Origin of the sequence: Nonomuraea sp. MG754425, assembly GCF_021699195.1 — a bacterium.
Lineage (GTDB): Bacteria > Actinomycetota > Actinomycetes > Streptosporangiales > Streptosporangiaceae > Nonomuraea.
The window spans coordinates 1-8517 of sequence record NZ_SSXE01000292.1; the positions used below are offsets into that span (position 1 = coordinate 1).

Genomic DNA, 8517 nt, shown 5'->3' on the forward strand with positions numbered 1-8517 from the left:
CCCCGGCCAGCCCCCGCCCACCCAATCCGCCCGCCGACGCGTCCTCGTGCTCACGTTTCGTCCCCAATGTGGCGTCTCCCGTGGAAGCCGACGCCGGTCCGCTCGAAGGCTCACCTCGACGCGGAACCTGCTGATCATCCTCGGCAACGCCCGTGACAGCCGGCAGGTCCGCCCACTGCTGCCCGCGGGGCCGGGGTGTCAGCCGCCAGCACTTCAGGCAGGAGCCCACCGGCCAGGACGCCGCCGGCCTGTTCGCCCTGCTCGGCACGCCCACCCACACCCCGGCGGCCACCGCCGCGCTCGCCGACCGGCCCGAGCACTCGACCGAGGCCGCGCTGGACCGGCTCCTGGACGCCCGGCCGTTCGAACCGGCGGGACCCGGCCGCTACCGGATGCACGACCTCGTCCACCTCTCCGCCCGCGAGCAGGCGGCCGAGACCCTCGGCGCGGACGCGCGGGCGGCGGCCGTGCACCGCGTGTCGCACCACTGCCCGGCCACGGCCAGGACGGCGAGCCTGCTGCTCAACCCAGCCTCCGTCATCGTCCGGAACCTTCGCCCCGACCGGCCGGGCCTCGGCCTGGACACCCCTCAGCAGGCCGTCGACTCCAGCCGGTCGTGGCCGTCCGGGTGAAAGTTTCACCCGGGCCGCCGCGCCGATCCGGCCCGGCGCACCGGGTCGCCCGGCCCGCGACCGGCCGGTGCGTCGGCCCCGCCCTTTTACGGGCCGCGCGGAAACCGCGATTCGCCCGTTCACCGCGGGGTGGCGTCCCGAATGGGTCTGCCGGGTCTGCGGCGATTGTGTGATTCTCCCACCCGGGACGGCGCTTCCCGCGGCGTCCCGGGTGCGCGGTCCGCGCGCTCAGGAAGGCCACCGGCAGTAGGGAGAGATGGCTCCGTGAAACCTCCACGTGGGATGCGCGCCCTCGCGTCGGGCGCGGCGGCGGCGCTGGTGCTCGCCGCCTCACCCGCCCAGGCGGCGACCGCGTCCGGCGCGAGCGCCGCGGCCCTGAGCTGCGCGATCACCATCACGGACCCGACCCAGTTGTACACGACCTCCGTGTACGCCTACGTCGAGGTCTCGTGCAACCAGCGCGTCTCGTACATCGGCGGGTACCTGTCCCTGTACCGCAACGGGACCTTCCTGGCCTACGCCGAGACCTACCTGAACAACACGGCCTACGCCTACAAGCTCAACATGGTGGCGTGCGTGCCCGGCGACTACCACGTCATGGGCTACGGGTTCGCCAACCTCGACGGCGGCGCGCCCGACTTCTCCCAGCGCGTCGCCACCACGCCGATCACGATCACCTGCGCCTGAACCGCCTCCGGGCCGGGCGCGGCGCGGGCCGCCGCCCGCTACGGGTGGCACGGTTGAGGCTGCGCAGGTTGAGCATGAACAAATCATGCCTTTCCCCATCAAAGAGGTACGTGCCGCGTATCCCGCCCTCTCCGACGGCCACGCCTACCTGGACGGCGCGGCCGGCACCCAGACCCCCCGGCCCGTGATCGACGCCATCGCCACCTCCTACCGGACGGGGATCGGCAACGTCGGCGGCGCCTTCCCGGCCAGCCACCGCTCCGACGCCATCGTGGCCGCCTGCCGCGCCGCCGTCGCCGACCTGGTCGGCGGCCACCCCGACGGGGTGATCCTCGGCCCGAACATGACCACCCTCACCTACCGCCTGTCCAGGGCGCTGGCGGGTCCGGGCGACGAGGTGGTGCTCTCCCGGCTGGACCACGACGCCAACGTCCGCCCCTGGACGCAGACCGGCGCCACGGTGCGCTGGGCCGAGGTGGACCCGACCACCGGCGAGCTGCCGGTCGAGCAGTACGCCGACCTGATCAACGAGCGCACCCGGGTGGTCGCGGTCACCGCGGCCGGCAACATCCTCGGCACCCGCCCCGACGTGCCCGCGATCGCCGAGCTGGCGCACCGGGCGGGCGCGCTCATGTACGTGGACGGCGTGCACGCCACCCCGCACGGCCCGGTGGACATGCGCGCGCTGGGCGCCGACTTCTACGCGACGAGCGCGTACAAGTGGTCGGGCCCGCACGTCGGCGCGGTGATCGCCGACCCGGCGCTGCTGGAGACGGTCCGCCCGGACAAGCTGGCCTCCTCGCCCGACACGGTGCCGGAACGCTTCGAGACGGGCACGCTGCCGTTCGCCGACCTCGACGGGGTGACCGCGGCCGTGGACCACCTCGCCGCCATGGTGCCGGGCACGGGCAACCGCCGCGAGCGCCTGCTGACCTCGATGGCCGCCGCCGAGGCGCACGAACTGGCGCTGTTCGCGGTGCTGTTGGAAGGGCTGGAGCAGCTTCCGTACGTCACGGTGTACGGCAAGCCCGCCAGGCGCACCGCCACCGCGTACTTCAACGTGGCGGGCCGCACCCCGCGCCAGGTCGCCGAGCACCTGGCCAAGCTGGGCGTCAACGTGTGGAACGGGCACAACTACGCCTGGGAGCTGACGGGCGCGCTCGGCATCCGCGACTCCGGCGGCGCGGTCCGGGCGGGCCTGGTGCACTACAACGACCGCTCCGACGTGGACCGTCTGCTCGACGGGGTGTCCCGCCTGGGCTGAGCTCAGCGCGCGGTCATGATCGTGGTGGTGCCGCGCGGGCCGCGGGCGTGCTCCAGGAGCGTCCGCTGGGCGAAGCGGGCGAGTTCGCGGGTGGCCGGGGACAGCGTGTGGCCGCGCCGGGTGACGAGCGCGATCGTGTCGTACATCGGTTCGGCGAACGGGGTCACGTGCAGGCCGTCCGGGAACGTGGGGCTGGCGACCGCCGCCCGGCAGGCGAACGTGTCACCCACGCCGGCCCGGACCAGGGTCAGGGCGGAGGCGAGGTGCTCGACCTCGATGAGGGGTTCGACGGTGACGCCCGCCAGCCGGGCCCGGGTGGCCAGTTGGCGGCGCGCGGGGTCGGTGTCGCCGTAGTGGGCGTCGTAGAGGATCATGGGGGCGTCCGCCACGTCGGCGATGGTGCGCGGGGTGGCGGCGCGGGCGGCGTCCGCGGTGAGGTAGACGACCTCGTCGCGCACCAGCGGCGTCACGGACAGGCCCTCGTTGTCCACCGGCAGCGTCACCAGCCCGGCCTCGATCTCGCCCCGCTGCACGGCGGCGGCCGTCTCGGCGGAGTTCTGGCCCACGAGCCGGACCCGGACCGAGGGGTGGCGGTGGTGGAAGTGCAGGACCAGCTCCGACAGCGCGTAGAACTCCGCGTTGCGCAGCAGGCCGAAGGTGGCCGTGCCGCCTTCCAGGTCGCGTAGCGCGCGCACGGCCGTGACGCCCTGATCGGCGGCGGCCAGCGCGCGCTCGGCGAAGGGGGCCAGTTCGTCGCCCGCGAGCGTGCTGACCAGCCCCCGGCCCACCCGGCGGAACAGTTCCATGCCCAGTTCGTCCTCCAACCGGCGCACCAGTTCCGAGACGGACGGCTGGGTGAGCCCGAGGCTGCGCGCCGCGGCGGTGAACGAGCCGCCCCTGCGCGCCTCCAGGAACGCCTGCAACTGCTGCAACGTCATAGGGAAACCCTATCGCTTCGACTGGAGTTACCCCCGTTGTGCGATGGGATGCCGCCTCATATGCTCCCTGGAAATCCCCTGTGACCAGCAGCGATGGCAATATTCATGGAGAGAAGAGGCATGCGGAGGATAGTCAAGGGCGCGTCGGCGAACGCGGCCGCGGCACCGGGCGTGGACCCTCGTACGGTGGCCGCCGAGATCATCGACGACGTGCGGCGGAACGGCGACGCGGCGGTCCGCGCCCATTCCGAGCGGCTCGACCGGTGGGCGCCGGCCGAGTTCCGGCTGAGCGAGCCGCAGATCGAGGAGTCGCTGCGCCGCGTGGACCGGCAGACCCTCGCCGACATCAGAGAGGTGCAGGCGAACGTGCGCGCGTTCGCGCAGCGGCAACGCCACTCGCTGCGCGACTTCGAGGAGGAGGCCCGGCCCGGGGTGCTGCTCGGGCAGCGGTCCATCCCCGTGGGGGCGGTGGGCGCGTACGTGCCGGGCGGCCGGTACCCGCTGCTGGCCTCGGCGCACATGACGATCGTGCCGGCCAAGGTCGCCGGGGTGCCGAGGGTGGCCGCCTGCACGCCCGCCACCGGCGGCGACCTGCCGCACGCCACGATCGCCGCGATCCACCTGGCCGGAGCCGACGAGGTCTACCTGCTGGGCGGCGTGCAGGCGGTGGCGGCGCTGGCGATCGGCACGGAGTCGATCCCGCGGGTGGACATGCTGGTCGGGCCCGGCAACGCGTACGTCGCCGAGGCCAAGCGGCAACTGTTCGGGGAGGTCGGCATCGACCTGTTCGCCGGGCCCACCGAGGTGCTCATCGTGGCCGACGACAGCGCCGACCCGTTCGTGGTGGCGGTGGACCTGCTGAGCCAGGCCGAGCACGGCCCCGACTCGCCGGCCGTCCTGGTCACGACGTCGGCCGTCCTCGCCGAGGCGACGCTGCGCGAGGTGGACGAGCAACTGGCCAAGCTGCCCACCCGCGACGTGGCCGGGCCGGCCTGGCGCGACCACGGCGAGATCATCGTGGTGGACGACCTCGACGAGGCGTTCGCCGTATCGGACGAGTACGCCAGCGAGCACGTCCAGGTGCTGACCAGGCAGCCGCGCCTGGCCCTGGAGCGGCTGCGCAACTACGGCTCGCTGTTCCTCGGCGACCGGACCTGCGTCTCGTTCGGCGACAAGGTCATCGGCACCAACCACGTGCTGCCCACCAGGGGAGCCGCCCGCTACACGGGCGGGCTGTGGGTCGGCATGTACCTCAAGACCGTCACCTACCAGGAGGTGACCACCGACGCCGCCAGCGCCTACCTCGGCGAGCTGTGCGGGCGGGCCGCCCGTGCCGAGCGTTTCGAGGGACACGCGCGCTCGGGCGACCTGCGGGCCCTGCCCAGGGGGCAGCGGCCGGCCTGGGCCTGACCTGCCGGGAGGAAACCATGTCCATTGTCCGTACCGTGCTCGGTGACGTCGATCCGGCGGAGCTCGGGCACACGCAGCCGCACGAGCACCTGCTCGCTGACCTGTCGCGCCCGCTGCCGGCCCGCTCCACGGCCCGCGAGCGGGCGGCCGACAACGCGCCGATCACGCTGGAGAACCACTACCGGACCCGCCGCCACCACCCCTCCGAGGACCTGCGCCTCGACAGCGTGGACGTCGCCGTGGCCGAGCTGCGGCCCTACGCCGAGGCGGGCGGGCGCACGATCGTGGACGCCACCAGCATCGGGCTCGGCCGCGACCCCATGGGGCTGGCCACGGTGTCGCGGCGCAGCGGCGTGCACGTCGTGATGGGCTGCGGCTTCTACTACCGCGACTACCATCCCGACGACGTGGCGGCCAGGGACCGCGACGACCTGGCCGCGGAGATCGTCTCCGACCTGCGTACCGGCGTCGGCGGCACGTCGGTCAGGGCGGGGATCATCGGGGAGATCGGGCTCAGCCACCCGCTGCACCCGCAGGAGGAGAAGGTGCTGCGCGCCGCCTGCACGGCGCAGCGGGAGACCGGCGCGGCGCTGATGATCCACCCCGGGCGCGATCCGCGCTCGCCGGGGCGGGCGCTCGACATCGTCGCCGCCGAGGACGTCGATCCGGCGCGGGTCATCATGAGCCACGTCGAGCGCACCGTGTTCTCCGCGCCGGAGATGCGGGCCATCGCGAGCAGCGGCTGCTACGTCGAGTTCGACCTCTTCGGCCAGGAGTCGAGCTACTACTCGCTGGGGCCCGTCGACATGCCGAACGACGCCACCCGCGTGGACCACATCCTGGATCTGATCGACGGCGGCCACGCGTCCCAGATCCTCATCTCCCAGGACATCTGCCACAAGACCAACCTGGTGCGTTACGGCGGCGAAGGGTACGCGCACATCCTGGAGCACGTCCTGCCGCTCATGCGGCGCAAGGACGTCAGCGACGCCCACATCGCGCAGATCACCGTGGCCAACCCCGCTCGCGCGCTCGCCTTCGCGGGCTGATCGCCAGGCCGAAAGGATGCACCCCTCCATGATCCGCGACTTCATCAGCCCGGACGGGACGACACCCGCCCAGCGGCGCGTGCTGCTCGGCGCGAGCACGGGCCAGTTCGTCGAGTTCTACGACTTCGCGATCTACGGCTTCTCGGCCGTGGCCATCGCCGACGCCTTCTTCCCCAGCGAGAACCCGGTCACCGGCCTGCTGGCCGCCTTCGCCGCCTACGGCGTCGCGTTCGTCGCGCGTCCGCTCGGCGGGCTGTTCTTCGGGGCCCTCGCCGACCGCGCCGGCCGCCGGACCGTCCTGTACGCCACGCTCATCTGCATGGGCGTGGCCACCGCGCTCATCGGCCTGCTGCCCACGCACGGCGCGGCCGGGATCATCGCCCCCGTCCTGCTCGTGGTGTGCCGGCTGGCGCAGGGCTTCTCCGCCGGCGGCGAGGCGGTCGGCGCGCCGTCGTTCGTGCTCGAGCACGCGCCGTTCGAACGCCGCGGCACCTGGATCGGCGTCACGATCGCCGCGTCGGCCGCCACGTCGGTGATCGCCCTGATCCTCATCATGGGCATCACCGGCGCGGTGTCGGACACCGCCTACGCCTCGTGGGGGTGGCGGGTCCCCTTCCTGCTGGCCCTGCCGCTGTCGCTGATCGGCATCTACATCCGCCGCCGTACCGAGGAGAGCCCGGTCTTCCAGGAGCTGCGACGGGAGAACGCGGTCGAGTCCAGCCCGATCCGGGGCAGCCTGCGCGGCAACTGGACCCGGCTGGGGCAGATCTTCGCCGTCATGGCGCTGTCCGGCCTCGGCTTCTACGTGCTCGTCGGGTACTTCGTCACCTATCTGCAGAGCGTCGTCGGGCTGAGCCTGCTGCAGTCGCTGGCGGCCAACGCCGTGGCGCTGCTGTCGTTCTCCGTGCTGCTGCCGATCGGGGGCCGGCTGTCCGACAGGTACGGCCGCAAACCGATGCTGATCATCGGCGCGGCGGCGGTCGCGGTCGTGGGGCTGCCCGCGTTCCTGCTGGTCACCAGCGGCTCGTTCGGCACGGCGGTGATCGGGCAACTGCTGCTGGCCGCGGCGTTGTGCACGTACGGGGGCGGCAGCTACACCTTCTTCGTCGAGCTGCTGCCCGCCGCGACCCGCGTGACGGGCGCCGCCATCAGCTACAACGTGGCCTTCGCCCTGTTCGGCGGGACGGCGCCGTTCGTCGGCACCTGGCTGGTCGACGTCACCGGCTCGGCGGTGGCCCCCGGCTACTACCTGGTCGTGGTGGCCCTCGCGGCGCTGGCGGTCGCGGTGACCACTCCCGAGACCCGCGTGCGGGAGCGGGCCGCCGTGAGCGCCGGGCGCGGGTAGGGCGCTCGTCGCCGCGCGCGGCGGGCCGCGTCGTGCAGGCAATGCGAAGAAAGTGTGGAGTTCTCGCCGATGCGCGGCGGGAACCGCGCGACTACGCTGCTCCAGCGAGCCGGCCGGAACACGCCTCGCCGCGCTCGGGACCTCGCCGGTCCGCCATGAACAGGTGACCGGCGCGTCGTCCCGTCATCGGAGGTGCGAGGAGCAGCGTATGGATGTGGTCGGCGATCATCGAGGTTCCCCACCCCCTGCGGCCCTTCGTCGCCTACGTCACCGGGACCGACCTGCCGGAAGGGGATGCCCAGGGCTGCTTCCGCCTGGCTGACGCCTGCGTGCTGGCGGCACACCGGCTGGCCGGGACGGACGGGGCCGATCGGGCCGCGTCCCGGATGGTGGGCGAGCGGTGGGACGGCGCGGCCCAGCAGGCGTTCGCCCGCCGCGTGCGGGTGAAGGTGGGGGGACGGCGCTCGGAGCTGGTCACCGCGCTGATCGACACGGCGGTCCGGCTGAACGGAACCGGGCTGGCGATCCAGTACGCCGAGCGGATGATCACGCTGGTCGTCGTCCTGGTGGTGGTGACGGTCCCGGTCCTGATCGCGCAGGGAGGGTGGCTGCTCCGGCCGTTCCTGCGGCTGGCCCGGATGAGCGTGGTGCAGATCCGCAACACCACGCTGGCGCTGGTGGCCCTGTTCGGCGGGCTCGGCGCGGGGCTGGATCTGCTCGTCCAGGCCACCCAGCTCGCCGGCGGCCGGCGGGACGGCATCGACCTGCGGCAGGCGGGGACCGCCCTGCGTGACGGGGCGATCGAGGGGCTGCTGACCGGCCTGCTGACCGGCGGGCTGGGCCGCCTGGCCACCCCCGCCGTGCGGGCGGGAGTGGCCCGCGCGGAGGCGGGCGTCAGGGACAGGCTGCTGGCCTACGTGCTCACCACCGTGCCCGGCCAGGCGCTGCAGTACGGCCTCGCCGGAGGCGGGGCCACCGCGCTCGGCCTGTGGCTGGACGGGCAGCCGCTGCACCTGCGGACCGTCCTGCTGGGCGCGACCTCCGCCGCCGTGGGCGCCGACGGCCAGCACGCGGCCACCCTCAACCTGGCCCGCCAGGCGAACGGCACACCACCGCCCGACCTCACCACGCCCCACTCCCCCACGCCTGAACCCCCCACGCCCGAGCCCACCGCGCCTGAGCTCGGCCGCCC

The 8517-nt window shown here is 73.4% G+C and carries 8 protein-coding genes; 7 read left to right on the forward strand and 1 reads right to left on the reverse strand.

Features of this window, described 5'->3' with window-relative positions; genetic code table 11:
- The first annotated feature begins 152 nt into the window (after positions 1 to 152).
- From FAF44_RS50115 to FAF44_RS50125, 3 genes are all read left to right on the forward strand, one after another.
- Positions 153 to 632, forward strand: coding sequence for a hypothetical protein (locus FAF44_RS50115; protein WP_237110565.1), 480 nt, complete (start codon positions 153 to 155; stop codon positions 630 to 632).
- A 264-nt stretch (positions 633 to 896) separates the two neighbouring features.
- Entirely contained in the window at positions 897 to 1319 is a 423-nt protein-coding gene (locus tag FAF44_RS50120) for a hypothetical protein (RefSeq protein ID WP_237110566.1), read from the forward strand.
- An 85-nt stretch (positions 1320 to 1404) separates the two neighbouring features.
- Entirely contained in the window at positions 1405 to 2583 is a 1179-nt protein-coding gene (locus FAF44_RS50125) for a cysteine desulfurase-like protein (protein WP_237110567.1), read from the forward strand.
- Between the two features lie 2 nt (positions 2584 to 2585).
- Here FAF44_RS50125 and FAF44_RS50130 read toward each other — a convergent pair whose 3' ends face one another.
- Positions 2586 to 3521 (reverse strand): LysR family transcriptional regulator, encoded by a 936-nt coding sequence (locus FAF44_RS50130; RefSeq protein WP_237110568.1) that lies wholly within the window; start codon positions 3519 to 3521, stop codon positions 2586 to 2588.
- 120 nt (positions 3522 to 3641) lie between these two features.
- Between FAF44_RS50130 and hisD the strand changes: the two genes are divergently transcribed.
- The 4 genes from hisD to FAF44_RS50150 form a co-directional block, all read left to right on the forward strand.
- Positions 3642 to 4931, forward strand: coding sequence for a histidinol dehydrogenase (gene hisD / locus FAF44_RS50135; RefSeq protein WP_237110569.1), 1290 nt, complete (start codon positions 3642 to 3644; stop codon positions 4929 to 4931).
- Between the two features lie 17 nt (positions 4932 to 4948).
- The gene (locus FAF44_RS50140) at positions 4949 to 5980 is read left to right on the forward strand and encodes a phosphotriesterase (RefSeq protein WP_237110570.1); all 1032 of its coding nucleotides are present in this window, start codon (positions 4949 to 4951) and stop codon (positions 5978 to 5980) included.
- A 28-nt stretch (positions 5981 to 6008) separates the two neighbouring features.
- Positions 6009 to 7325, forward strand: coding sequence for an MFS transporter (locus FAF44_RS50145; protein ID WP_237110571.1), 1317 nt, complete (start codon positions 6009 to 6011; stop codon positions 7323 to 7325).
- Positions 7326 to 7537: 212 nt separating this feature from the next.
- The coding region (locus FAF44_RS50150; RefSeq protein ID WP_237110572.1) for a hypothetical protein at positions 7538 to 8517 on the forward strand (980 nt) is incomplete at its 3' end.